The following is a 26,035-nucleotide window of genomic DNA, read 5'->3' on the forward strand; positions in this document are numbered from 1 at the left end:
TCTGCAATTGCTATTTATGTAGCACTTTACTGTTTGAACTTTTCAAGGATGTGCTTCCAGGAAGAAAATAAACTAGGAGGGTTTGCTGTTGCTATGTTAATTCCTTTTAGCCTAGCAACACCTTTTATATTCTTTATGGTTAGATAAAAACAAACAAAAGGGAAATGGATAAGTAGTCCATTTCCCTTTTGTTTGTTTTATGGCCCCAGCAGGATTCGAACCTGCGACGCATAGTTTAGGAAACTAACGCTCTATCCCCTGAGCTATGGAGCCACTATAATAGTGAAGATGTTTTTTAATTATACAAGAACCTCTTCTATTTTTAAAGTATAAAGATCAACTTTCATCTCCTGAATTTTTGTATTTAACACACTGGAAATTATTACCTATATGAAGTAAATCTGTTCTAAGCTATAGAAAAATGATAAAATATAGTTTACTTGTCAGTTTATATAGTTTTATGTTGAAAGCTGACTTTTTTGATTGGAGGAGAAGCAATGAATCATCTGCCTTTTATAGCTGTAGAAGGTCCAATCGGGGTTGGTAAAACGTCTTTATCTAAAGAATTAGCCGATCACTTTCAGTTACATTTACTAAAGGAAATTGTTGAGGAGAATCCTTTTCTTGGTAAGTTTTACGACAATATTGATGAGTGGAGCTTTCAAACAGAAATGTTCTTCTTATGTAATAGATTCAAGCAGCTAGAAGACATTGAAAAAAAGTATTTATCACAAGGAAAAGCTGTCATTGCAGATTATCATATATCAAAAAATATGATTTTTGCTAAAAGAACGCTTCAAGAACGTCAGTTTAATAAATATGCAAAAATATATGATATTTTAACAGAGGATATGCCTAAGCCTAACATGATGATTTATTTAGATGCTAGCTTAGACACGTTACTTGCAAGGATTAAAAAACGTGGTCGCGAAGTTGAAAAAAATATTCAAGCATCCTACCTAGAACAGCTTTCCCATGATTACAGTACATTTATGGATGAATTTGAAAAACTCAATCCTAACATTCCAGTCATCCGTATAAATGGAGATAATATAGATTTCATTAAATATAAGGATGACTTAACAAGAATTATTACTACAGTAGAGGCATACTTACGAAAAGGAGAAGTCATTTTATGAACTTAAGAGAGAAGTATAACATTCCTCATGATAGTGTAATTACAATTGCAGGAACGGTCGGAGTAGGAAAGTCTACAATGACTAATGCTTTAGCAAATGCTTTACAATTTCGTACTTCTTTGGAGAAAGTTGATACAAATCCATATTTAGATAAATTTTATGCTGATTTTGAACGTTGGAGCTTTCATTTACAAGTATACTTCCTAGCTGAACGCTTTAAAGAACAGAAACGGATATTTGAATATGGTGGTGGCTTTATCCAGGATCGTTCGATTTATGAGGATACTGGTATATTTGCTAAAATGCATTATGACAAAGGAACGATGACACCTGTTGATTATGAAACTTACCGTAGTCTTTTTGAGGCGATGGTTATGACTCCTTACTTCCCACATCCAGATTTACTTATCTATTTAGAAGGTTCATTTGAGGATATTGTGGATCGTATTAAACTGAGAGGAAGACCAATGGAGCAACAAACACCACTTAGTTATTGGGAAGAGATGCATGGTAGATATGAAAACTGGATTAATAGCTTTAATTCATGTCCGATTTTACGTATCAATATTGCTGATTACGATCTGTTAAATGATTCAACATCCATTGAATCTGTTTTAGAAAAAGTGGGTCACTTTATTCAGCAATCACGAAAATGGAAAACTAGACAGCTTACTAAGAGCTAATAAAAGGGAATTAGGCTAAACCGCCTAATTCCTTTTTATTAGTTAAGAATGGTAACTTATTTCCTAGGCAATTTTTCAAATAGATTACCTAGTTCCTCTGATCGCTTAGAAGCTTGTTCAATACAAGCCAAAATCGCTTCTTGAAACCGGTACTTATCAAGCGTCTCTATTCCTCTTTGTGTTGTGCCTCCAGGACTTGTTATTTTTTTTCTTAACTCACTTGGAGACTCATTTGTAGCTTTGAGCATCTCTGCTGCCCCAACCAGTGTTTGAATAATTAACTCTTTTGCTATAGCCTGATCTAATCCAGACTCCTTCGCTGCTTCCTCTAATGATTCAACTGTGTAATAAAAAAAAGCTGGACCGCTACCTGCTAAAGCTGTAATGGTATGCATGTCCTTTTCCTCTACAACTGTTGTACTACCAATGGCACCTAGTAGTCTTTTAGCTTCATCTAATTGGTTCTGACTTGCATAGCGACCCGAGGCAAGAGAGGTTGCAGAATGTCCAATCATTGCAGATGTATTAGGCATAGCTCTAATAACCGCAATATCCATGCCTAAATAATCGGAAATAAAATCGCTAGATATACCAGCTAATACACTAATAAGCATTTGTTGAGTGTTAAGATAAGGCTTAATGCTATCAAGGGCTACCACTATATCTGCAGGCTTTATCGATAAAATAATTATTTCTGCTCCTTCTACAATTTGTTTCATATCCTGTGTACCATTTATTCCATACTTATCAGCCAATAAACTAAGTCTCTTTTTGTTAGACTTATTAGATACCATAATTTCTGTTGGCTCTACAAATTGATTAACAATAATTCCTGATATAATTGCTTCTGCAATAGATCCGGCACCAATGAACGCAACCTTATTATTCACTCCATATCTCCCTCTCATCCTCTAAACAAGCTATGTACCTATTATAATTTTTTGTATTATGTCAGTTAATCCTAAAACAGTCAAGGGGATAAAAGTGGAATTATAATGAATAGTAATAGTAAAGATATTTTTTTATAGTGAGCAAATGATAAATTTAAACATAAAAAAAATCGTTATAAAATAACGATTTTCATTTATAATCTCCAATTTTTAAGTGCAATATATGGCGGAGGAAGAGGGATTCGAACCCCCGCGGGCCGTGAAGCCCCTGTCGGTTTTCAAGACCGATCCCTTCAGCCGGACTTGGGTATTCCTCCGTGACTGACGACAATTTTTACTTTATCATTTATTAAACAGCTTGTCAACAGTCCTTTTTATTTTTCACAAAATCTCTTTTGCATCCTTTTGATGTCTTTAATATTACACAATCGAGAGGAAAATACGTCATAGTGTAAATATTGACGTTCCTTTCCGTGGGCAACGCCTCAGCCTCCTCGGAAGAAACCCGCTTCCTGTGGGGTCTTCACCTGTTGCTTTTCGAGGCCACTGAAAAAGTCCGATAAATTTCGAGAAGAGCAAATACCAAAAAAATCCATCCCCACTTTAGGTATATATACTGGAGATATATTGGACTAAATCCGCCACTTTAACATAGTAAAACAGCGAGATTTTGGGATAGTGTTTATGGTAAAAAAATCATTTTTAATAAAAGATGACTTTTTCAGCAGTTCTCTTGCTTTTCCCAGAGGAGTCAACTGCCCTCCACTCCAATCCACTACTAAAGAGAGTCAGATTTCGTTTTCTTAATTCCAAATACTCCATAAACAGAGGAAATTCACGTAGACTCCTCGAAAATACAGCCCGATTTTCTTCGTGCGATGACTATGCTACGAAGCATTTCTTGTCCTGTGGGAAAGTGAAGACGTTGAGACCCCACAGGGAGCGAGGGGGCTACTTGAGTAACCATCTTTGCTCCCTTGCACCGAGGAAGCCTGCTTCGAAGTGTTACTAGAAGACGCAGGTGCACGCACTTTTGTGACCGAGGAGGCTCAAGCTCCGCCCACGGAAAGCGTAGTGAATTTCCGTAGCGGCACCTAATAAGTTACTTCGTATTTTATACAAACTACGCCAAAACAGATAGCTGCAAAAAAGATTTTATTTTATTACATCCTTGCCACCCATATAAGGTTTTAGTACGTCAGGCACTACGATCGTTCCATCTGCTTGCTGGTAGTTTTCTATGATAGCTGCAACCGTTCTTCCTAGTGCTAAACCAGAGCCGTTTAAAGTATGAACAAATTCAGGTTTACCTTTTTCTTCTCGTCTAAAACGGATTCCTGCTCTTCGTGCTTGGAAATCCTCAAAATTTGAACAAGAAGAGATTTCTCTATACGTATCATTACTTGGCATCCATACCTCGATATCATATTTCTTAGCAGCAGTAAATCCAAGGTCACCTGTACACATACTCATCACACGATAAGGTAATTGTAGTAGTTGTAAAACCTTTTCTGCATGGCCAGTAAGTTCCTCTAAGACCTGATAAGATTCTTCGGGCTTAACAAACTGTACTAGTTCTACTTTATTGAACTGATGCTGACGTATTAACCCTCTCGTATCTCTTCCTGCAGATCCTGCTTCAGAACGAAATGATGCGCTAAATGCGACAAACTTTTGCGGAAGACGTTCTGCAGATAAGATATCATCACGATAATAATTTGTTACTGGAACCTCTGCAGTTGGTACTAAAAAATAGTCCCAATCTTGAACTTTAAAAGCATCCTCTTCAAACTTAGGTAATTGCCCAGTTCCTGTCATGCTCGTACGGTTAACCATATATGGTGGTAACATTTCTGTATATCCATGCTCTTCTGCATGTAAATCCATCATAAAGTTAATTAAAGCTCTCTCTAATCTAGCACCCAGACCTTTATAAAAAACAAAACGGCTACCCGTTACCTTTGAAGCTCTTTCAAAATCCAATATATCTAAATTAGTTGCTAAATCCCAATGGGCTTGAGATTCAAAATCAAAACTAGGCGTTTCTCCCCACTTACGTACCTCAACATTATCGTCTTCTGATTCCCCTATTGGTGTTGTTTCATGTGGGATATTTGGAATAGATAATAATAAGGTTTCTAACTCTTCTTCGACCTGCTTTAACTCTGTGTCGATTTGCTTTACCTTATCACCGACCTCTCGCATCTCTACAATCATAGCTTCTGCATCTTTTTTCTCTTTCTTTAATACAGAAATTTGTTTAGAAACATCGTTCCGCTTTGCTTTTAATTCTTCTGTTTCAGCAATTAATTGTCGTCTTTTTGCATCAAGGTCACCGAACTTATCTAAATCAGATAAATCTTCTCCACGATTTTGCAATTTAGCTTTTACTTCATCAAAATTACTTCTTAAATACTTCATATCTAACATAAAAATTCCTCCTTATTCATTAAAAAAGAATACAAAAAACTCCCGTTCCTAATAAATCTAGGGACGAGAGTTTTTCCCGCGATACCACCCTGGTTGAAGAGACTAGCTCCTCCGGCTCACTTTTAACATAACGGCGTTAACCGAGTAAGCTTACTGTATTTTTCAGCCTACCACTCTAGGATGGATTCACAGGATTCTCACGCTGATTCACACCATACATCAGCTCTCTTTAGAGAGAAACACAGTTACTATTTCCTATCAACATTTTATACTTATTATTTTTTTAGGATAGCTAAAAATCAACTAAGATGCAAGTTCTTTCTTAGATTGTTCCACCATTTTAACAAAATATTCGGTAATACGGTGATCATCTGTTAATTCTGGATGAAAGGCACTACATAAATAGTGACCTTGTTTTGCCGCAACAATATTATCTCCGTATGTTGCAAGAACTTCTACACCTTGCCCTACCTCCATAACAAATGGAGCACGTATGAACACTGCTTCAAAGTCATCAGCTACACCCGTAATAGTTAAAGATGCCTCAAAGGAATCCTTTTGACGTCCGAATGCATTTCTAGCTACTTTCATATCCATTAGCTGAAGATGAGCATTATCTTGCCCTTCAATGTCATTAGCTAAAAGAATCAGACCTGCACATGTACCAAAAATGGGTTTTCCCTGTTCACCAAATTTTACAAGTTCATCAAAGAAATCATATTTATCAATTAGCCTGCGCATGGTTGTACTTTCACCGCCAGGTAATATCAAACCGTCTATATCATCTAACTGTTCTTTTCGTTTAATAACGACACCTTCAGCACCAGAGGCTTCAATAGATTGGATATGCTCTCGAACAGCACCTTGTAAGCCTAAAACACCTATTTTTGTCATGAACATAAACCTTCCTTCTTTTTACCAGCCACGGTCTTGCATACGTTGTTCTGGAGCAATAGTACTAATTTCAATACCCTTCATTGCTGTACCAAGGTCTTTTGAAACTTTTGCAATTAACTCGTAGTCTTCATAGTGAGTTGTTGCTTCTACAATAGCACGTGCAAATTTTGCAGGATTATCCGATTTAAAGATACCAGAACCTACGAATACACCATCAGCCCCTAGTTGCATCATTAACGCTGCATCAGCAGGAGTTGCTATACCACCAGCTGCAAAGTTAACTACAGGAAGACGACCATTTTCTTTAATATCAAGTAGAACTTCAAATGGCGCACCATGGTCTTTTGCAAATGTCATTATTTCATCTTTTGACATATGAACTAACTGACGAATTTGTGTTTGAACCTCACGCATATGACGAACTGCTTCTACAATGTTTCCAGTCCCTGGTTCACCTTTAGTACGTAGCATAGAAGCACCTTCACCGATACGACGTGCCGCTTCACCAATGTTACGGCAACCACAAACAAATGGTACTGTATAATCACTCTTAAGCAAATGATATACTTCATCAGCTGGAGTAAGAACTTCACTTTCATCTATATAGTCAACGCCCATAGCTTCTAATACACGAGCTTCCACGATGTGCCCGATGCGTGCTTTTGCCATTACCGGAATAGAAACGGCATTCATTACTTCCTCAACGATTGTTGGATCAGCCATTCTTGCAACACCACCAGCTGCACGAATATCAGACGGTACTCTTTCTAAGGCCATAACTGCAACAGCACCAGCTTCTTCTGCTATTTTAGCTTGTTCTGCATTGATAACGTCCATAATAACGCCACCTTTTTGCATTTCAGCCATACCTCTTTTTACACGATCAGTACCTAATTTCGACATATTTATTTCCTCCCATTTTGCACAATTAACTATATTGGCTATTGATAAGTAAAAGAACTTCTTCTAGCCTAGTTTTTTATACTATCTCTTTTCTACCGCAATATTCTGATAGTATAAAATAAATTGGTTTTGCACTATTATTCAACATTGTATAACAAATACTAGCAAAAGCCAAGTATCCTAGTTGCCTTTTACAATGTGTATTTGTTGTATAAAAAAAACCCACCAAAATTAATTGGTAGGGTAAATCGATTGGCTTAGAACCAGCCTTTAATTGTGTCTGATACGGTTGAAAAAATATTCCCAAAGAATTCACCAATAGAGCCTAGTGCAAGCATGAACCAGTTTGCTTTCTCCACTGCAGTAGTAGTTACTAAATCTACTTGCTGTGTTTTTGATTGACCAGTAATATATCCATAGTCTACTTCACCATTGTAAGAAAGCTCTACTGTTCCTACTTTTTCACCTTTTTTAATTGGTGCTGTTAGTTCACCATTTTCATTCAATTTTTCTTTATCTATATTATATTTTACAGAATAGCTTTTTTCTTCGCCATTTTTTATAGCTGCCCTTATTGCAGAAGCTGACGCTATTTCTACTGTTTCTTCTTTACCCTTAGCTACTGGGAGAGTTGATTCCTTTTTAATCTGATATCCTTCAGGAAATAATTCTTCCTGGCCAAATTGTGAGAACCCATATTCCAATAGCTTTTTCGTTTCTGTAAATCTAGCACCTTTACTATCTGTTTTCATAACTACTGTGATTAAACGTCTACCATCACGTTCTGCTGTACCAGTAAAACAATAGCCAGCTTCCTTTGTCCAACCGGTTTTTAATCCGTCCACTCCATCAAAGCCGTATTGAACATAGTTATTATCTTCCCAAGGAAGCATCCAGTTCAAGTTTTCTAATGGTCTTCCATCTAACTCTGACATAAGTGTACTAGATATGTCTAATGCCTCTGGAAAGTCATTTACTATATGGTAAGCAAGTAAAGCAGCAGATCGGGCTGACATTAAATCATTCGCGTTAGGATCTGTACCCTCTGGTGCTTGTAATCCGATGCTTGTGATATCTTGATTACCCAAACCGGTTGCATTAACAAATTGATATTCAGGTAATCCCATTTCCTCAGCCTTTGCATTCATCCTTTTTACAAATTCACCTTCAGACCCTGAAATTAGTTCTGCTAAGGCTACAGTGGTAGCATTATCCGAAATAATTGCCATCGCCTCGTACAGTTGTTTAACTGTATAATCTTTATCTTGGATTAAACCAATTCCAGAAAAGTCTTCATTTGCAGATAAAGTAAAAGCATAATCACTAATCTGCGTTGTCGTTTCCCAACTAATGTCACCCTTTTCAATTGCCTCTAACACTAAGTATTCGGTCATCATTTTCGTCATACTTGCTGGTGGTAATTTTACATCAGCATTTTTTGCAAATAATATTTTACCTGTCTCAGCATCTACTAAAATAGCAGATTCTGCTTGTACATCAAATGTTTCTGCAGCACTTATTTTAACTGGACTAATTCCTAATATGGAAAATGCCAGAAGCATTGCTGTTAGTAATAAAAACGATGCTTGTAATTTCTGTCTCAACTTTCTCTACCTCCACCAATTTAGTATGCATCTTGAGTTATTTTATCACACCGTTAGCTAAAGTAAAACGTCCTTTAGTAGGGCATTTTACTAGAATTTAACATAACTATTTAATGTGCTAGTTTCCAACCCAATTAATTACATCCCAAGTATTCACAAAGCAATCAGATTTTAAAAAGTCATCTTCATATTTAGCACTACACATCATTGGATGTCTACTTTCATAAAAAATCCCACTCTTAATATAGCTCTTACTTTCCTTCGCTTCTTTGCCCCATAAGAACCATTGGACGGAAGGATAATTTTTCGAAATGAAAGATAGTACTTCTTTTGAAAAATTCTTCCAGAGATCTTTATGGCTGTTTGCTTTTCCTATCTCACATGTAAAAGAAGTATTTAAAAAAAGCACTCCCTGTTTTTCTAATGAATCAAACCATTTATCTGGTCTTAGTATAGGAAACTTTGAGTTTGCAATATCACCTTTTATCTCACTAAAGCTTTTAATCTCCCCATACTTTTCGATTTTAAAATAACTTTTATGAACCAATCGAATAATATTTTTTACAGAAACTTGGCGAAACGGCTGGCTCCAATCGGATAAGGATCCTACTTCAAATGATCTACCTGTTGCAACACCTTTTGCCGGATATACATCTTGTCCTAACCAAATAACTTTAACCTTTGAAAGGTCTGTCGTCAAAAAGCGTAATATTTGCTCCTTTTTAGGATTATAATTTTCACCAAGTTTTGACTCAATTAAAGTTAATTCATTGATGAGATCTTTTGTAAATAGAGGCTTCCATGTTGGGTGAATATTGGATGGTATTATCATGATGTTCCTCCTCTTTTTTTTATAGTCATAAGAAAGACTGAATCTATTAAAGACTCGTGGCCTTAGATCCAGTCTAGCTTAAATGTAGATATTCAATTAGTTATTTATCTTTTTTTTCACAAAGACTTTTCTCCATACTTGCTTGTCGAATGACACTGTTGAGATAAAATCTCCAGTAACTTTATTAAAACCTTTGGATCTGTGCTTGAACTCGTTCCGACAGAATACTCCGCTTTCCGTGGGCACGGCCTCAGCCTCCTCATCAGCAAAGAACGCTTCTTCCGGGGTCTTCACCTCGTGCTGTTCCCACAGGAGTCTCCGTATTCTGCCTACACTTAGAACAGGTCTTCTAAATTCAAGGTGTTATAATAAAATTTCTAATTGAGTGGAAATCCACACTAAGCTGCGAAAAATGCGAGACTCCTGTGGGAAAGGAACAGTCTGAAGATCCCACAGCGAGTGTTCTTTGCGAGCGAGGAAGCTGAAGCGTTCCCCACGGAAAGCGAGCGTTTTTTAAGCAGCGCTGATTAAGCACTCATCTTCTAGAGTAGAGGAATGTTTCAAACTCTTACTGGTGATTCTATACATATTATGACAAAGCAATTTTATCTATAATTTTTTTTGATTATAACGAATAGTTTGGTGATTCTTTTGTAATTTGTACATCGTGTGGGTGACTTTCTCTTAGTCCAGCACCAGTCATACGAATGAATTTAGCTTCATTTCGTAAAAATTCAATATCCTTTGCACCGCAATATCCCATTCCAGATCGAAGTCCGCCAACTAACTGATGTACTGTATCTGATAATGGTCCTTTGTAGGCAACTCTTCCTTCTATGCCTTCTGGTACTAATTTCTTCGTTTCCTCTGTTTCTTGGAAATAGCGATCTTTGGAACCAGATTTCATAGCAGAAACTGAGCCCATACCACGATAAACTTTATATCTTCTACCTTGGAAGATTTCTGTTTCTCCTGGACTTTCAGAAACTCCTGCAAACATACTACCTAACATTACAGAATGTGCACCTGCTGCAATAGCTTTTACAATATCACCTGAGTACTTAATACCACCGTCAGCTATGACTGGAATACCAAATTTAGCCGCTTCCATTGCACAGTCATTTACAGCTGTAATTTGTGGAACACCTACTCCTGCTACCACTCTTGTTGTACAAATAGAACCTGGACCTATTCCAACTTTAATAATATTTGCTCCAGCCTCGATAAGATCACGAGTAGCCTCGGCCGTAGCAACGTTACCTGCTATAATATCTACTTCTGGGTATTTATCTCTTACGCGCTTAACTTGTTCGATAACTCCTTGTGAATGACCATGTGCTGTATCGATAACTAGTACATCTACTCCTGCATCTACTAATTTATCGATTCTTGTCATTGCATCAGCCGTAACTCCTACAGCTGCACCCGCAAGAAGTCTTCCTTGCGCATCTTTTGCTGAATTAGGGAATTCAATTACTTTTTCAATATCTTTAATTGTAATTAAGCCCTTTAACACACCCTTGTTATCTACTAATGGTAGCTTTTCAATCTTATGCTTCTGTAGGATTTTCCCTGCTTCTTGTAGAGTAGTTCCAACTGGTGCAGTTACTAGGTTGTCACTTGTCATAACATCAGAAATTTTAATAGAGTAATCTTCAATAAATCTTAAATCTCTATTAGTAAGAATTCCAACTAATACTTGTTCCTCGGCATTATTTACAATTGGTACACCTGATATTCTAAATTTACCCATTAAATGTTCTGCATCAAAAACCTGGTTATCAGGGAGTAGGAAAAATGGATTGGTAATGACACCACTTTCTGATCTCTTTACCCGATCTACATTTTCTGCCTGTTCTTCAATAGACATGTTTTTATGTATGATTCCTATTCCACCTTGTCTTGCCATTGCAATTGCCATTTCTGCTTCTGTAACAGTGTCCATTCCAGCACTTATTAACGGTATATTAAGCTTAATTCTGGAAGAAAGCTCTGTCTTAACAGATACATCTCTTGGTAATACATCTGACTTTGCTGGTACTAAAAGAACGTCGTCAAATGTAAGGCCTTCTTTTATAAATTTGTCCTCTCTCATTGGATAAGCCTCCCTAAAATATTATTAATAAAGATAAAGTTGGATACACTATTTATAATTGCAAAATATAAAAAAATATTTCGATTGACTTAACTATTGTTATTTACAATACGATATCATTCAGGCTTTTTCAACCTTTTTCATCCTAATAATAGAGAATTATTTATGATTTAGGCATCTACATAAAATGTAAGAGTTTTCATCTATAATATCCACTATAGAAAGGAACAGTCTATGAACCAGGAGGATATAACAAATTTTTTAATCTATTTACAATCATCACATACATCACAAAGTTACTTACAACATTGCTATGAAAAACAAATGCCAGCAGATGCGAATAAATTGAGTTATGAGAATAGTTACAGGTTTCTCTATTATTTAAAGCATGGGTTACAGTTTTACGAAGATGGAGATCAAGCTAGTTTAACTGTAAAACCAATTTTATATTTCTATGGAATGGTCCACTTAATAAAAGCTTGTATCCTAACACGCAAACCTTACTATCCAGAAAACACCTCGATGTTAGCACATGGTGCCTCTACTAGAAAGAGGAAAAAACAGCAATACAACTTTTTACAAGACGAGACAAAAGTACAACATAAAGGTTTGTTTCCTTACTTTGCCAAACATATGTATGATATAGATGCACTGTCCATTGAAAAGGTGAGTATGGATAAACTATTATCGTGTATTCCTGAACTAAGTGACATCTTTTACCTGCATAGGGGAGAGCAGAAGTTAACTAAAATAGGAAGTAAGAACTCAACAAAATTATCATTCCCAATAGCCTTACTGGATAATTACCATACGACTGAAAGTAGGTTTATCGACAAAATTTCTACACATCTGCCAACTAAGAAGGAAAGTTATGTAGATGGGGAATATATCCATTTAGAGTTAGTAAAACCGATTGGCCCATCATCAGCAGGGCCATTTTATTATCACTTATCCAATCATCATTTATATTTTCCTAGTAAGAGACACTATTTCTCTTCCATACATGAAGTTATGTTGCATTATTTAGTATTATATAACTTGAGTATGATATGCCGCTATGAAACAGAATGGTGGGGAGATCTCTTACACACATTACCAACAGAGGATTATCCGTTTATTCATAAGTTCCTCTCTATTACAGCAAAAAAGATACCATTTTTATTAGGCTACTTTCTATATGAACAAAGGGACTGAGTTATTACTCAGTCCCTTTGCTATACTAAAATCTCTTCTATATATATACTTTGCCTATCTTTAAGAGGTAAGATTTCTTGGCTATCCTCTATTCTCACCATCGGTCTTGTAGGATGACTATGTTCAATAAAAACAATTTCAGCTTTCTTTTGATTAGATAGGAGCACTTTTGTCCCAGTGGAAAAGTTCGCTAGTCCTTTAACAAAGCTTTGAATAACCTCATGACTGAATTTATCAAATTGGTAAAACATCATTTCCTCAATCACTTTGAAAGGGGATTGCTTTGGTTGATAGATCCTTTCTGATGTCATGGCATGATAGGTGTCACTAACAGCAAGGATAGAGGCAAATCCATGTATTTTACTTCTTTCCATCCCAAGTGGATAGCCACTCCCATCCAACCTTTCATGGTGTTGGAGGATTGCTAGTTTGATTTCAACTGATAAAGATGGTATCTTTTCTACCATTCGATAGGAATAGGTAGGATGTTTTTTTATCTCTTCATATTCAGCTAAAGATAAAGTTCCTTTTTTATTAAATAAATTAATATTAATTTTAGACATTCCACAATCAGCAAGGAATCCTGCCAAACCTACCTGTATCCATTCCTTTTGATATCCCATTTTTTTTGCAAGGAATCCAGAAATCAATGCATTAGCAACACCATGGTGATAAAAGTAATCATCTTTAGATGAATATTTGTGTAATAAAAATAAGTCTAGATTGGCTTGTTCAATTTGTTTTAATAAAGGTATGATAATACTTCTAACCTGATTCATATTGATAGGTGATCCACTTTGCCAGTTTAAAAAGACTTGTTTATAAGCCTTCACAGTATTTAGATACATCTCTTCAAATGATAAATCTTCTTCAACCTGTACTCGTTTAGCAATATCCTCTTCTTTAAGCTCCTCTGGAACAAATAGCTTTCCATTTGCGAGCCTATCAGATACTTCTACATTATCTATTAAAAATGCATGTAATATCTCAATATGTTGTTCAGCCAGAACTGTATTTTTCATGACAATAGGATTATTTGTTTTTCCAACTACGTCCTTCATTAATCGACAACCTGGTATTAATTGTTTGGGATGCACCCACATACTATCCCCACCTCATGTCTTTATGCTAACCTTTAAAATTACCTCTGCTTTCTATAAAAGCAGAGGTAATTTAGAGATCATACTAGTATTACTCATCCGTAGTATCTGACTCTTCTATTTCTTCTATTTCTTCTATTTCTTCTGTTTGGTCTGTTAATGGTTCTTCAGTAGCTTGTACGATATTAGGATCAATTTCTTCTATCTCTTCCTCGTCCTCTGTATCGATCCTTGCAACTGTTGCTACTCTTTCTTCCTCTTGTAGGCGAATTAGTCTTACGCCTTGTGTATTTCTACCAGTAATTGAAATTCCAATAACAGGCATACGAATTAGTACCCCAGAAACGGTCATAATCATAATATCCTCTTCACCAGTAACCGCCTTGACTGCTACAATTTTACCAGTCTTATCCGTTGTGTTACTAGTTATAATACCCTTACCACCGCGATTGGTAATTCGGTAATCTTCTGCAGGTGTACGCTTCCCATAACCTTTTTCGGTAACGTTTAATACAAATAGACCATCTTCTATAATTTCCATAGACACAACTCGATCATCATCTCGTAATGAGATTCCTTTAACACCAGCTGCAGTTCTACCCATTGATCTAATTTGCTCTTCTTCAAAACGAATCAAATAGCCATTTTGCGTACCAATCATAATATGCTTTGTTCCATCCGTTAAACGAACAGAAATCAATTCATCATCATCACGTAAATTAAGGGCAATTAGACCACCTTTTCTAATATTGGCAAATTGCGATAGAGAAGTACGTTTAGAAATACCATATTTAGTAGTGAAGAATAAATACCAATCCTCTACAAATTCCTTGACAGTTATAACAGCATTTATCCATTCATCTTTTTCTATTTCTAACGTATTAATAATAGGGATACCCTTTGCAGTTCTACCAAACTCAGGTATTTCATAACCTTTAGCCTTGTATACTTTTCCTTTATTGGAGAAAAACAAGACCGTGTCATGGGTAGAACAAGATACAAGATGCTCTACGAAATCATCTTCATTAGTACCCATACCTTGAATACCACGTCCACCTCTTCTTTGTGTTCGGTAAGTAGAAGACGGCAAACGTTTGATATAACCTTTTTGAGTTAGGGTGATTACAATGTTTTCTTCCGGTATAAGATCTTCATCTTCAAAAAAGTCCGTACCACCTATAACTATTTCTGTACGTCTTTCATCGTTAAAACGCTCTTTTATCTCTAGTAATTCTTCCCGAATGATTTCTAATACTTTTTCTTCATTCGCTAGAATTTCTTTTAGTTCAGCAATAGTTTTCAGTAATTCTTGATATTCTTGTTCAATCTTATCTCGCTCTAAGCCTGTCAGACGTTGTAAACGCATATCTAAAATAGCTTGCGCTTGTTTTTCTGATAGTTCAAAGCGCGTCATTAAGCCTTCTCTTGCAATATCAGCTGTATTCGATTGTCTAATTAACGTAATGATTTCATCAATATGGTCTAACGCTATTCGTAGCCCCTCTAGTATATGTGCTCTAGCTTCTGCTTTTCTTAATTCGTAAGCAGTACGACGCTTGATCACAACCTTCTGGTGATCTAAATAATGAACTAAACATTGTTTAAGATTCAATACTTTTGGCTGGCCATCAACTAAAGCAAGCATATTGATACCAAATGTAGTTTGAAGTGAGGTTTGTTTATATAAATTGTTTAGAACTACGTTCGGATTAGCATCACGACGTAATTCAATTACAATACGCATCCCATTTCTATCAGATTCATCTCTTAGATCTGTTATACCCTCAATACGCTTATCACGAGCCAATTCTGCTATCTTTTCAATTAATTTTGCTTTATTCACTTGATAAGGTAATTCTGAAACTAGAATAGTTGATTTTCCATTTGCGTGTTCTTCAATTTGAACTTTTGCTCGAACAGTAATCGAACCTTTTCCTGTTTCAAAGGCCTTCCGTATTCCACTTCTGCCAAGTATTTGACCAGCAGTTGGAAAATCAGGGCCATAAATATACTCTTCCATTAATTCATCTATTGTTATCTCTGGATCTTTACTAACAGCCAAAATTGCATCAATGGTTTCTCCAAGCTGATGTGGTGGTATATTGGTTGCCATCCCTACAGCTATACCAGAAGTTCCATTAACTAGTAGATTAGGAAAACGTGCAGGAAGTACTTTTGGTTCTCTTTCTGAACCATCATAGTTATCTTGATAATCAATCGTATCTTTATTAATATCTCTTAACAATTCCATAGAGATTTTTGACATACGCGCTTCTGTATAACGCATAGCTGCCGCAGGATCTCCATCGACTGAACCAAAGTTTCCATGACCATCTACTAGCATATAACGATAACTAAAATCTTGCGCCATACGAACCATTGCTTCGTACACGGAAGAGTCACCATGCGGATGATATTTACCTAGTACATCCCCAACAATACGTGCAGACTTTTTATATGCTTTATCCGCTTGTATTCCTAAATCGTTCATAGCATACAGTATTCTTCGGTGCACTGGTTTCATTCCATCACGGACATCCGGTAGTGCACGAGAAACGATAACACTCATAGCATAATCTAAGAAAGATGTACGCATTTCTTGTCCAATATTAATTTCTTGCACTTGTGGACGTTGATTATCCACCATAAAGATTACCTCCTATCAAAATGAGGAAAAAGAGACTATTTTTTTTAAAATTGACTATAATAGAAAAACGCAACAGCATTTTTTACTCTTAACCCAAATTACTTCCAACACTACTCTATGTAACATAGGCCAAAGCACGAGTCATTGGCCTATATGAATTAGATGTCTAAGTTCTTTACATAAACAGCATTTTCTTGGATAAAATTCCTTCTAGGTTCTACCTTATCTCCCATTAGCATATCAAATACCTGGTCTGCATCCATGGCATCTTCCATTCCAACCTGTAAAAGTGTTCTTACATCAGGATCCATTGTAGTTTCCCACAATTGAGTTGCATTCATCTCTCCTAAACCTTTATAACGTTGTAACCCTGGTCTAGGTAATTTAGGAAGTTCACTAACGATTCGTTCCATTTCCTTCTCATTGTATGCATAATGAACTGCTTTTCCTTGCTGCACCTTATAAAGAGGCGGCTGTGCAATATAAATATAGCCATAGTCTATTAATGGACGCATATAACGATAAAAGAAGGTTAATAATAACGTTCGAATGTGTGCACCATCGACATCGGCATCTGTCATAATAACAACTTTATGGTAACGAGCCTTTGTTATATCAAAATCTTCCCCAATACCAGTTCCTAGAGCGGTGATAATGGTTCTAATTTCATTATTTGATAATATCTTATCCAAACGTGCCTTCTCAACATTCAAAATTTTTCCTCGAAGGGGCAGGATCGCTTGGAAATGTCTATCTCTTCCTTGTTTTGCTGATCCACCCGCAGAGTCTCCCTCTACAATGTACAGTTCACTAATCTCTGCATTTCTAGAAGAACAATCAGCAAGTTTACCTGGCAAACTTGAAATTTCTAGTGCGCCTTTTCGTCTCGTTAATTCACGTGCCTTTTTAGCAGCAATACGCGCTCTAGATGCCATTAATCCTTTTTCTACCACGATTTTAGCAGTATCAGGATTTTCAAAAAGAAATTTTGAAAATAGCTCACTGAAAGCAGAATCGGTAATCGTTCTAGCTTCACTATTACCTAATTTTGTTTTCGTTTGCCCCTCAAATTGAGGATCTGGATGTTTAATAGATATGATTGCCGTTAAACCTTCACGCACATCATCACCAGTTAAATTAGGGTCATTTTCTTTGAATAAATTATTTTTACGAGCATAGTCATTTATCACACGTGTTAGACCTGTTTTAAAACCAGACTCATGTGTTCCACCTTCATAGGTGTTTATATTATTAGCAAATGAGTAAATATTGCTAGCGAAGCCATCATTATATTGCAATGCTACTTCGACATTGATATTATCTTCTTCCTTTTCGGCATAAAAAGGCTCATGTAACACTTCTTTCGTACGATTGATGTGTTCCACATACGATTTTATCCCACCTTCATAGAAGAAGGTTTCTGGTTCATTTTCACTTCGTTTATCGTGAATAGTAATCGATAGGCCTTTATTTAAAAAGGCTAATTCTCTTAAACGATGAGCTAGTGTATCATAATTATAGGTCCTTGTTTCTGAGAATATTTCTGGATCAGGAGTAAAGTGTGTACGTGTTCCTGTGTCATCAGCTTCGCCTATTACTTTCAAATCCTCATTTGGTACACCACGGCTAAATGCTTGATAATGCACATGTCCATCACGATGAACAAATACTTCTAATTCAGTAGATAAAGCATTAACAACAGATGCCCCTACGCCATGTAGACCACCAGAAACTTTATAACCTCCACCGCCAAACTTACCACCGGCATGAAGTACGGTCATAATGACTTCTACAGCTGGTCTTCCTGTCTTCTCTTGAATACCTACGGGAATTCCACGTCCATTATCTGTAACTGTTATACTATTATCCTTTTCAATAATAACGTGAATATGATCACAATAACCTGCTAGAGCTTCATCAATACTGTTATCAACGATTTCCCAGACAAGATGATGAAGACCTTTTTCATTTGTTGAACCAATATACATACCAGGACGTTTTCTTACCGCTTCTAGACCTTCTAGAACTTGTATCTGATTCTCATCATATACCTGTTCCTCAGGTACTTTTCCATCCATTGTCATATGAATCACCTACACTTCTTTTTAGAGGAGTTATTTTTCACAATAACTCCGTGATTTATTTTTTTATAACTAAATGCCTTACGTATGATCTAGTATTTTATTCTTCAAATGTTTCTGAATAGTCTTCTAGCTTGCTAATAGTGGAAATCATACTGGCACGTTTTTTTAACGTTAATACAGAAAGGGGACTATAATAAATATAATCATTTGTAATAACAATTGATTTCGTACCTTCTAACTGAGGATCAAATACCTTTTTATTCTTTCTCTGATTAAATAACATTTGCTCATTGATAGTAGACGAGGCTATTAGACTGTTATCGATAATAGCTATAACATCTTCAGAACGTATAACATTATCATCTCCGATATGAATAAACATAGATGCCCCCCATTCTATTTAACAATTGTTCCATTTTCTACACGAAATATTTCCGCTTTATCTAATGTTTCATGCTTTATACCGTCTACACTAGTAGTAGAAACAAATGTCTGGACTTTTCCTTGGATCGTATTAAGCAAGTGCGACTGCCTAAAGTCATCTAATTCACTCAATACATCGTCAAGAAGTAAAATTGGATATTCTCCTACCTCGTTATAAATTAATTCAATTTCTGCGAGCTTTAAGGAAAGAGCAGTTGTACGTTGTTGTCCCTGTGATCCGTAAGTTTGAACATCTTTTCCGTTCACATTAAATGCCAAATCATCACGGTGAGGACCAATTAGTGTACTGCCTCTGTCAACTTCTTTATCTTCCAAACTGGAAAATTTATCATGGTATATTTTTACTATTTTTTCCCTATTATCGTCTTCTGATACATCTATTGAGGCAATATAATTTATTTCTAGATCCTCTATTCCTCTACTAATTCCCTGATGTATTGGTTTAGCCCATTTTCTAAGTAACTCGAGAAAGCTAAAACGCCTTTCTACTATGACAGCAGCATGTTCAATTAATTGCTCTGTAAGGACTTGAAGCATCGTTCGATCTGCAGTTTTATTCCTCTGTAAGTTTTTCAACAAAAAATTACGTTGCTTTAGTATTTTTTGATATTGTCCTAGGTGATAGATATAAACTGGCTTAATCTGTCCTATTTCCATGTCAATAAAACGTCTTCGTATTTGTGGGCTTCCTTTGACAAGGTTAAGGTCTTCGGGTGCAAACATCACCACGTTTAATGCGCCAATATAATCACTAAGACGTTTTTGCTCTATATGATTTAATTTTGCTTTTTTTCCTTTAGGTGAAAATTGAATTTCTAGAGGAAAGGAACGGTTACGTTTATTTATACTACCTACTATTTTAGCATATTCTTTGTCCCATTGGATAAGTTCTTTATCCCTTGGCGTACGATGGGACTTTGAAAACGCCAACACATAAATAGATTCCATCATATTTGTTTTACCCTGTGCATTTTCACCGATAATCACATTAATTTTATCATCAAATTTAAGTTGTAGTTGATCGTAATTTCGGTAGTTGGTAAGGGTTAACTCATGAATATGCATCAATATTTCCCTTTCTTATAACATCAAGAAAGCTTTCTTCTTAGTTTATTAAGATTTTTTTACTACTTCAAAAAGACCAACCTCTTCTATTTCTATTTGATCTCCAGGATAAAGCTTTCTCCCACGTCTATTTTCTAATTCACCATTTACTTTCACTTCATAATCAGCAAGGAAAAGTTTTACCATTCCACCCGTTTCGAGAACGTTTGCTAATTTTAAAAACTGACCTAGCTGAATATAATCTGTCTTAATTTCAATTTGATCGCTCATTTTACCACCTTATTTATTTTTGGCTTTCATTCTATTTTACTAAAAATTCAACAATAAGCAAAGTAACTCTCGAGTGCTTTCATTTTTAGTAAGAAATTCTAAATAAACCTAATAAAGAAACATGTCTTAAAAAAGACTCTGTTAACATAATAAAGCTCTTATTGGCAATTCAATAAGAGCTTTATTAGCAATACTAGTAAGTGCGGACTGGCAAGATTAACTGAAGGACATTATCGTTATCAATTGGTCTAATAATGAATGGCCTCATTGCACCCGTAAATTCAATTTTCACTTGTTCATTTTCGACTACCTTAAGTGCATCCATCATATATTTCGCACTAAAAGAAATTTTAAGCTCTTCACCTTCAATGGATTTAGCTGTTAATTCCTCTACAACTTTACCAACTTCTGGAGAATTACTTGTAATTTCTATTTGGTTGTTTTCTTTTGTTTGTAGTCTAACCACGTTATTTCGGCTTTCCTTTGCTAAAAGAGAAGCACGATCAATGGAATTTAGCAATTCTTTTGTGTTCCCATAAACAATTGTTTTACTTTGTTCTGGGATTAATCTAGAAGTTTCAGGATAATTACCATCAAGTAAGCGTGATAGGAAATAAAGGTTTTTAGTTCTAAATAAGATTTGATTTTCTGTAACACTTACTTCTATGTTGTCATGCGTATCATCTAGAATTTTATTTAATTCATTTAAACTTTTCCCAGGTATAACTACATTAGAAAATTTTAATTGACTAGAACTTTTTTCCAAAGGTATCTTTCTTGATGCTAAACGGTGGCTGTCTGTAGCAATGAAATCCAAATGATTATCTTCTACTTTCATATTTACACCTGTAAGAATAGGTCTAGTTTCTACTGTTGATACAGCAAATACCGTTTGTTTAATTAGATTTTTTAATAAATCTATAGGTATTTCAAAACTATCTTCTGTATGAAGTTGAGCGAGTTGTGGATATTCATCTGCATCTTGTCCATTCAGATGGAATTCCGCACTTCCTGATCGGATTGTTACTTTTAGGTGGTCATCTGATTCTATTTCTACTGTTTTCTGAGGTAATTTTCGTACAATATCAGGAAAATATTTAGCCTGTAGAACAATACTTCCTGGCTCTATTTGTTCTACGTTAATAATTCCATCCTCTTCTTTAGGAATAAAAGATTCGATAGAAATATCAGAATCACTACCAGTTAATTTTACACCATCATCTTTAGCTTCTATTTTTAATCCAGTTAATATGGGAATTGTTGTTCTAGAAGATATGGCCTTCATGACATGTTGGACACTGTCCATTAATTGATCTCGTTGTATAACAAATTTCATAAAATAAAATCCTCCTAGTGGAAGTTATATTATATATTTTTATTTATAAAATATAGTAATAATAGTAATAGGGCCTGTGATTATGTGGATAAGTTTATATAAGACTAGATAGCAAAGCCTATCCTGCTGTGGATAGACTGTTGATAAGTGTGGTCGAGTTATTAACGTTATTCACATGTGGATAGTAACGAATGTAACACTTAAGTTGAATTAAATCGATTTTAATCGTTCTTTTATGTCTTCAATTTCTTTATGAAGTGATTGATCTTGTCCAATCATCTTTGAAATTTTTTCGTGGGCATGAATCACTGTTGTATGATCTCTTCCACCAAATTCTTCTCCAATTTTCGGCAAAGAAAAATCTGTAAGTTCCCTTGATAAATACATAGCAATTTGTCTAGGGAAGGCAATAGATTTAGTACGTTTCTTCGCAACAAACTCTTCTAACTTAACGTTATATCTATCACCAACAACCTCTTGAATCGCATTAATTGTAATTACTCTAGGTTTTGAACTAGGGATTATATCTTTTAATGCTTCGGCTGCTAAGGATGCATCTACATCTTTATTTATTAGAGAAGAATAAGCTACTACTCGAATTAAGGCACCTTCTAATTCACGAATATTCGTATCTATTTGATTAGCAATATAAAGCATAACCTCATTCGGAATGTCTAACCCTTCAGCCTTTGCTTTCTTTCTCAAAATCGCAATACGTGTTTCTAAATCAGGTGGGGTAATGTCTGTGATTAATCCCCATTCAAAGCGTGAGCGTAGGCGATCCTCAAGCGTTGGTATTTCTTTAGGTGGACGATCACTTGATATGACAATCTGCTTACTTTCTTCATGTAACGTATTGAAAGTATGGAAAAATTCTTCTTGCGTTTGTTCTTTTCCAGCCAAAAATTGAATATCATCTATTAATAAAACGTCAACACTACGGTATTTATTTCTGAAATTCACAGCCTTGTTATCACGAATTGAATTAATAAATTCATTTGTAAATTTCTCAGATGAAAGATAGACGACTTTAGCTCCTGGATTATGGTCTATAACATAGTGACCAATCGCATGCATTAAGTGTGTTTTTCCTAAACCAACTCCTCCATATATAAATAGAGGGTTATAAGCCTTCGCAGGTGCTTCTGCAACAGCAAGAGAAGCAGCATGTGCAAAGCGGTTACCAGATCCAATTACAAAAGTATCAAAAGTGTATTTGGAATTTAACATAGATTTTGGCGTTTCACCATTATCATTCTGTTTCACATTCGATGTTTTCTTGACTGGTGGCTTAACATCATCAATCGTACTTTCCATTTCTGGTATGACAAATTTTGTTTTAAGACGTGAACCAGTTACTTCAAATAAAGCATCAGAAATAAGATCCGTGTACCTGCTTTCTAACCAATCTCTAGCAAATTCATTTGGAGCAGAGACAATCAATGTGTCCTCCTCGATACTATCTGCTGTTGTATTTTTTAACCATGTATCATAACTTGGCTTACTAATTTTGTCTTGTATAGATTGGAGAGTATTTGTCCATAATTCATGTATATTTTCCATTATCTTTGTCACCCCTTTCACAAATAAGACATGGGAAAATAAAGAAAACTAATTACCAGGTACCTAGGGATAGATAGTGGATTAGTTAAACATAGTGTTCTACTTATAATCGAGGTGCATATACATTATAAGAGTACCTCATTCTTAAAAAGAAACTAATTGGCTCTTGTGGATAAAAAGAACTGTCTTATCAGTTAAAAAAGATATTTATAAGTGTTTTCCACAAGACTGTTAATAAAAGCATAAACAATCATGTGAGTAAATGTCCACATATTATCCACAGTTGTGGATAAAGTAATTTTGGTGGATATTTTTTTTAGTGTTAAAACACAAATATAATACCAGATAAATGCAGGCAACGCAATGGTTTTTCGACAGTTATCCACAAAACCTACAACTTGTAGATAATAACTATCCACAATACTATATTTTGTGATTAATCTGTCGATAAGTGTTGTGGAAAGTCGAATGTGGATAAAAAAGTGATTAACAGCTATTGTGGATAAGTTATAATGGAAGAATACATTAAATATCTATCGAAAAGTAAGTTGACGAATAGGCACCTATTACGTATAATGTATTGGAATGTCTTTTTATATTCTGATTTTTAATTCCTCAGGGAGGTGTTTTATAGATGAAACGTACATTTCAACCAAATAATCGTAAACGTAAAAAAGTTCACGGCTTCCGTAACCGTATGAGTACGAAAAATGGACGCAAAGTTTTAGCGCGTCGTCGTAAAAAAGGAAGAAAAGTATTATCTGCATAGGCCACTGCAATTAAGTCAGTGGTCTTTTTTCTAGTATTCAAAAGAAGATTACTTTTAATTTTTGAATTTGATGGTATAGATTTACCATTTAATATTTAAACTGTGCATAGATGGTCGTTCTTCTTAAGAATTCTAAGAAAGATCGATAAGGACTGGAGTAGCTAATTGGCTGCTGAATAATGGAGGGTTTCATTCCATGAAAAAGGCTTATCGTTTGAAAAAAAATGAGGAGTTCCAGTTGGTTTTTAAACAAGGTAAGTCCTTTGCAAATCGCCAACTGGTACTTTACTTTTTAAAAAAAGATAACCAGAGTCATTACAGAGTAGGTTTATCTGTAAGTAAAAAGATTGGAAATGCTGTAGTTCGTAATCAAGTAAAACGCTATTTAAGACAAGCCTTTCTAGAGTTAGATGAAAGAATAGCAAATTGCTATGACTTTATCATTATTGCGAGAAAACCTGCAAAAGACATGGGTTTTGAGGAAGTCAAAAAAAGTTTAGTTCATGTTCTATCTAAATCTAAACTTTTAAGAAAATAGCCAATTTATTTATGGGCTGAGTGACATAATTTTCTCTAATAATAATAGAATCAAGCATAGTTTTGATGATAAAATAGTATATATATTTCTACATAGGAAGCTTTAGTAAGGAGGAAAAAAATGCGTAAAAAGGTCTTGTATTCTGCGACCTTAATTGGGATTTTATCTCTACTTGCTGGGTGTACCCAAGTAGACCAAGAGATAACAGATGAAAGCACAGGGATATGGAATGTTTGGTTTGTCCGCCCTTTATCTGACCTACTTACATATGTTGCAGAGTTATTTAATGAAAATTATGGATTATCAATTGTTCTAGTAACAATACTTATTCGTTTAGTTTTATTGCCACTTAACGTAAAACAATTGAAAAGTTCAAAAGCGATGCAAGATATCCAGCCTGAATTACAAAAAGTTAGAGAAAAGTATAGTTCGAAAGATGCAAAAACGCAGCAAAAATTACAACAAGAAACAATGGAGTTATTTCAAAAGAATGGTGTTAACCCATTAGCAGGATGTTTGCCAGTTATTGTACAAATGCCAATTTTAATTGCATTCTATCATGCAATTATGAGAACAGGTGAAATAAAAGAACATAGTTTTCTGTGGGTACAATTAGGGGAACCAGATCCTTATTATATTCTACCAATCATTGCAGCAGCTGCTACTTTCCTACAGCAAAAATTAATGATGTCAGGTACAACCCAGACACAGAATTCTATGATGCCGCAAATGACCATGATGCTATACATGATGCCAATCATGATTGGTGTATTCGCAATATTTTTCCCCGCTGCGTTATCTCTTTATTGGGTAGTAGGTAATATTTTCATGGTATTACAGACTTTATTTATTAGAAAACCGATGATGAAAGATAAAGATGCTAACACAGGAGGAAACAAATAGTGAAACAAGTAACTGCTTCTGGACAAACAGTTGAAGATGCGGTCCAATCGGCATTAAAGCAGTTAAACACCACAGAGGACCAAGTTAACGTTGATATCATTGATGAAGGTAAAAAAGGACTACTAGGAATATTTGGTTCAAAACCGGCAATTGTGAAGGTGTCTTTGGTTGAAAACCCAGTTAAGAAAGCTGAAATGTATCTATCGAATATCGTAAGCGATCTTGGTATCGATGCAACGATTGAAACGATTGTTAAAGGAAATCAACTTACATTTCAGTTAACAGGTGAGAAAATAGCTATTTTAATTGGAAAAAGAGGACAAACACTAAATGCAGTTCAATATTTGCTACAGTTAGTCGTAAATCGCAGTTCTAACCAATACTATACAGTAGTTCTTGATGCAGAAGGCTATCGAAAAAGACGGGAAGAAACATTAGTAAATTTAGCAAACCGTCTAGCTGTAAAAGCAGTCAGATCAAAACGTGGAGTAGAATTAGAACCGATGCCTTCTTTTGAAAGAAAAGTGATTCATACTGCGTTACAAAATAGTAAACAAGTAAATACATTATCTGCTGGTGATGAACCAAATCGCCATGTAGTCATTAAACCTAAATCATAAAAAATAAGCCCTTATAAAAAGGGGCTTAT

The 26,035-nt window shown here is 35.3% G+C and carries 22 protein-coding genes, 2 tRNA genes and 1 other annotated feature; of the genes, 7 read left to right on the plus strand and 17 right to left on the minus strand.

What is annotated here, in order from left to right; translation table 11 throughout:
* Positions 1 to 200: 200 nt before the first annotated feature.
* Positions 201 to 273, minus strand: a tRNA-Arg gene (locus tag H7K77_RS06100).
* A gap of 224 nt (positions 274 to 497) precedes the next feature.
* Between H7K77_RS06100 and H7K77_RS06105 the strand changes: the two genes are divergently transcribed.
* Positions 498 to 1,139: a deoxynucleoside kinase gene (locus tag H7K77_RS06105; protein ID WP_186576843.1), complete on the plus strand. Its 642-nt coding sequence runs from the start codon at positions 498 to 500 to the stop codon at positions 1,137 to 1,139.
* Positions 1,136 to 1,822, plus strand: coding sequence for a deoxynucleoside kinase (locus H7K77_RS06110; RefSeq protein ID WP_186576844.1), 687 nt, complete (start codon positions 1,136 to 1,138; stop codon positions 1,820 to 1,822). Before H7K77_RS06105 ends, H7K77_RS06110 begins: the two co-directional genes overlap by 4 nt.
* 56 nt (positions 1,823 to 1,878) lie before the next feature.
* Here the strand turns inward: H7K77_RS06110 and proC are convergent, their stop codons facing one another.
* From proC to guaB, 8 genes are all read right to left on the minus strand, one after another.
* Complete coding sequence (gene proC / locus H7K77_RS06115) at positions 1,879 to 2,712, minus strand: pyrroline-5-carboxylate reductase (RefSeq protein ID WP_328701050.1); 834 nt, start codon at positions 2,710 to 2,712, stop codon at positions 1,879 to 1,881.
* Positions 2,713 to 2,936: 224 nt separating this feature from the next.
* Positions 2,937 to 3,029: transfer RNA gene (locus tag H7K77_RS06120), tRNA-Ser, on the minus strand.
* A gap of 838 nt (positions 3,030 to 3,867) precedes the next feature.
* The gene (serS, locus tag H7K77_RS06125) at positions 3,868 to 5,142 is read right to left on the minus strand and encodes a serine--tRNA ligase (RefSeq protein WP_186576846.1); all 1,275 of its coding nucleotides are present in this window, start codon (positions 5,140 to 5,142) and stop codon (positions 3,868 to 3,870) included.
* 56 nt (positions 5,143 to 5,198) lie between these two features.
* Positions 5,199 to 5,413, minus strand: a binding site (T-box leader).
* A gap of 32 nt (positions 5,414 to 5,445) precedes the next feature.
* Positions 5,446 to 6,036 (minus strand): pyridoxal 5'-phosphate synthase glutaminase subunit PdxT, encoded by a 591-nt coding sequence (gene pdxT, locus H7K77_RS06130; RefSeq protein WP_186576847.1) that lies wholly within the window; start codon positions 6,034 to 6,036, stop codon positions 5,446 to 5,448.
* A 21-nt stretch (positions 6,037 to 6,057) separates the two neighbouring features.
* A complete protein-coding gene (pdxS, locus tag H7K77_RS06135) occupies positions 6,058 to 6,942 on the minus strand; it encodes a pyridoxal 5'-phosphate synthase lyase subunit PdxS (protein ID WP_186576848.1) in 885 nt (294 codons plus the stop codon).
* 257 nt (positions 6,943 to 7,199) lie between these two features.
* Entirely contained in the window at positions 7,200 to 8,546 is a 1,347-nt protein-coding gene (locus H7K77_RS06140; RefSeq protein WP_407926419.1) for a D-alanyl-D-alanine carboxypeptidase family protein, read from the minus strand.
* Positions 8,547 to 8,664: 118 nt separating this feature from the next.
* Positions 8,665 to 9,378 carry a uracil-DNA glycosylase gene (locus H7K77_RS06145; RefSeq protein WP_186576849.1) on the minus strand — a complete coding sequence of 238 codons (714 nt, stop codon included), beginning with the start codon at positions 9,376 to 9,378 and terminating at the stop codon, positions 8,665 to 8,667.
* Positions 9,379 to 10,003: 625 nt separating this feature from the next.
* Positions 10,004 to 11,473, minus strand: a complete 1,470-nt coding sequence (gene guaB / locus H7K77_RS06150) for an IMP dehydrogenase (protein WP_186576850.1) — start codon at positions 11,471 to 11,473, stop codon at positions 10,004 to 10,006.
* Between the two features lie 234 nt (positions 11,474 to 11,707).
* On the opposite strand from guaB, the gene H7K77_RS06155 reads away from it, so the two are divergent.
* Positions 11,708 to 12,667, plus strand: a complete 960-nt coding sequence (locus H7K77_RS06155) for a YaaC family protein (RefSeq protein ID WP_186576851.1) — start codon at positions 11,708 to 11,710, stop codon at positions 12,665 to 12,667.
* A 20-nt stretch (positions 12,668 to 12,687) separates the two neighbouring features.
* On the opposite strand, the gene H7K77_RS06160 is transcribed toward H7K77_RS06155, so the two are convergent.
* The 8 genes from H7K77_RS06160 to dnaA form a co-directional block, all read right to left on the minus strand.
* Positions 12,688 to 13,770: an HD-GYP domain-containing protein gene (locus H7K77_RS06160; protein WP_186576852.1), complete on the minus strand. Its 1,083-nt coding sequence runs from the start codon at positions 13,768 to 13,770 to the stop codon at positions 12,688 to 12,690.
* An 88-nt stretch (positions 13,771 to 13,858) separates the two neighbouring features.
* Positions 13,859 to 16,414, minus strand: coding sequence for a DNA gyrase subunit A (gene gyrA, locus H7K77_RS06165; protein ID WP_186576853.1), 2,556 nt, complete (start codon positions 16,412 to 16,414; stop codon positions 13,859 to 13,861).
* A 158-nt stretch (positions 16,415 to 16,572) separates the two neighbouring features.
* Positions 16,573 to 18,492 (minus strand): DNA topoisomerase (ATP-hydrolyzing) subunit B, encoded by a 1,920-nt coding sequence (gyrB, locus tag H7K77_RS06170; RefSeq protein WP_222599247.1) that lies wholly within the window; start codon positions 18,490 to 18,492, stop codon positions 16,573 to 16,575.
* Between the two features lie 103 nt (positions 18,493 to 18,595).
* Positions 18,596 to 18,880: an extracellular matrix regulator RemB gene (remB, locus tag H7K77_RS06175; RefSeq protein ID WP_186576855.1), complete on the minus strand. Its 285-nt coding sequence runs from the start codon at positions 18,878 to 18,880 to the stop codon at positions 18,596 to 18,598.
* Positions 18,881 to 18,894: 14 nt separating this feature from the next.
* A complete protein-coding gene (gene recF, locus H7K77_RS06180; RefSeq protein ID WP_186576856.1) occupies positions 18,895 to 20,007 on the minus strand; it encodes a DNA replication/repair protein RecF in 1,113 nt (370 codons plus the stop codon).
* A gap of 48 nt (positions 20,008 to 20,055) precedes the next feature.
* Positions 20,056 to 20,277, minus strand: coding sequence for a S4 domain-containing protein YaaA (gene yaaA, locus H7K77_RS06185; RefSeq protein WP_186576857.1), 222 nt, complete (start codon positions 20,275 to 20,277; stop codon positions 20,056 to 20,058).
* A gap of 193 nt (positions 20,278 to 20,470) precedes the next feature.
* A complete protein-coding gene (dnaN, locus tag H7K77_RS06190) occupies positions 20,471 to 21,613 on the minus strand; it encodes a DNA polymerase III subunit beta (protein ID WP_186576858.1) in 1,143 nt (380 codons plus the stop codon).
* Between the two features lie 210 nt (positions 21,614 to 21,823).
* Entirely contained in the window at positions 21,824 to 23,176 is a 1,353-nt protein-coding gene (gene dnaA, locus H7K77_RS06195; protein ID WP_186576859.1) for a chromosomal replication initiator protein DnaA, read from the minus strand.
* A 634-nt stretch (positions 23,177 to 23,810) separates the two neighbouring features.
* On the opposite strand from dnaA, the gene rpmH reads away from it, so the two are divergent.
* The 4 genes from rpmH (at position 23,811) to jag (ending at position 26,006) form a co-directional block, all read left to right on the plus strand.
* A complete protein-coding gene (rpmH, locus tag H7K77_RS06200; RefSeq protein WP_186576860.1) occupies positions 23,811 to 23,945 on the plus strand; it encodes a 50S ribosomal protein L34 in 135 nt (44 codons plus the stop codon).
* A 196-nt stretch (positions 23,946 to 24,141) separates the two neighbouring features.
* Positions 24,142 to 24,483, plus strand: a complete 342-nt coding sequence (gene rnpA / locus H7K77_RS06205; RefSeq protein ID WP_186576861.1) for a ribonuclease P protein component — start codon at positions 24,142 to 24,144, stop codon at positions 24,481 to 24,483.
* Between the two features lie 120 nt (positions 24,484 to 24,603).
* Positions 24,604 to 25,386, plus strand: coding sequence for a YidC family membrane integrase SpoIIIJ (gene spoIIIJ, locus H7K77_RS06210; protein ID WP_186576862.1), 783 nt, complete (start codon positions 24,604 to 24,606; stop codon positions 25,384 to 25,386).
* A complete protein-coding gene (gene jag / locus H7K77_RS06215) occupies positions 25,386 to 26,006 on the plus strand; it encodes an RNA-binding cell elongation regulator Jag/EloR (protein ID WP_186576863.1) in 621 nt (206 codons plus the stop codon). Before spoIIIJ ends, jag begins: the two co-directional genes overlap by 1 nt.
* Positions 26,007 to 26,035 lie beyond the last annotated feature (29 nt).

The sequence above is a fragment of the Aquibacillus kalidii genome (assembly GCF_014280935.1).
GTDB classification, from domain to species: Bacteria; Bacillota; Bacilli; order Bacillales; family Amphibacillaceae; genus Aquibacillus_D; species Aquibacillus_D kalidii.